The sequence below is a fragment of the Oleiphilus sp. HI0125 genome, assembly GCF_001635355.1.
This window is the reverse complement of record NZ_LWGF01001007.1, coordinates 1-1,103: the sequence shown is the minus strand read 5'-3', so window position 1 is coordinate 1,103 and position 1,103 is coordinate 1. Positions and strand designations below refer to the sequence as shown.

Sequence of the window (1,103 nt, the reverse complement as noted above, 5' to 3'; positions counted from 1 at the left end):
CCGTACGAAATTAAGCTCTCTTGTGCTTTGTTGGTATTAGCGGGGACGCTGATTTGGGCTCTTGCACGCAATGGTACTGAAGAGGGTATATTTGGCGTCGCGCTCATTGCCGGATTGGCATTTTACTTGTCCTATGTGAAGTATTATCGCGCATACAAACCGGCCATGGATCGCTGGGGAATTCGCGAACTATGCAATCCAAATCATCCGCGCCAGGAGTATCGGGTTGCTGCGCGTGATCTACAAATCTCGCCAGACGAGGTGAAGTTTATTGCGATGCAACATGGCGTGAAAGTGGTGTGTAATAATTCTCCAGCTAATCCAAATGTTCAGATATACGAACTTCAAAGAAATTATGAGCATCGATTATATGCCGAGAAGTGGAAAGCTCAGTTAAACAAAAAGAGCTAACTTATTTGATGTGCGCCATAATACTTCTTAATCGAAAGATTGTTTTGTGCGCACCGTTCTTGATAGCAATCAGTGACTCCCTATAATACAGACACATTCTTCCTATTGTTTGTATTAGTATGATCCGACGTCACAGACGGTCTCAACAAGAAGCCGATTTAGATATCACGGCGTTCATGAACTTGATGATCGTTCTTGTTCCCATCTTGCTTATAAATCTTATTTTCTCGCACACTGCGATCATAGAGCTAAACTTCCCTAGTGCAGATCAGGTGCAAGACATTGATGCCGAGCAGCTTTCTTTCCAAGTGCTGATCTTGCCAACAGCTATTGAGCTAAAAGAGGGCGCAAATACTCTTATCAAGCGCATAGAAAATACAGATCAGAACTTGCCGAATCTTTCGGAACTAAGCTTGGCGATGCAAGAGCTGAAAAGACGTGTTCCTGATAAGCGAGATATAACATTACTCGCTCAGCCTGATTCATCCTACCAAACAATTATTAACGTCATGGATGCTGTTAGGGCATATCCTACAGTGATATCGGGTAATGTGGTTAATGCTGAGTTGTTCCCGGATATTGGCATTGCTGATGCCCCAGAAGTTGGAGGGAACTAATCGTTTTGAAGCAATCGGTCAAAGCAAAGCGTATAGCGCGGCATAAACGCAGAGCAGCTAATTCGGGCGGAAAGT

General features: G+C 44.0%; 2 protein-coding genes. Both read left to right on the top strand.

Features of this window, described 5'->3' with window-relative positions:
* Positions 1–411, top strand: a 411-nt coding sequence (locus A3762_RS27740) for a hypothetical protein (RefSeq protein WP_197469337.1), incomplete at its 5' end; no start/stop codon positions are given.
* Positions 412–530: 119 nt separating this feature from the next.
* Positions 531–1,028 carry a biopolymer transporter ExbD gene (locus A3762_RS17235; protein WP_068756431.1) on the top strand — a complete coding sequence of 166 codons (498 nt, stop codon included), beginning with the start codon at positions 531–533 and terminating at the stop codon, positions 1,026–1,028.
* Positions 1,029–1,103 lie beyond the last annotated feature (75 nt).

Coding starts and splice junctions, on each gene's coding strand:
- A3762_RS17235 (WP_068756431.1), top strand. CDS start 531: ATGATCCGACGTCACAGACGGTCTCAACAAGAAGCCGATTTAGATATC.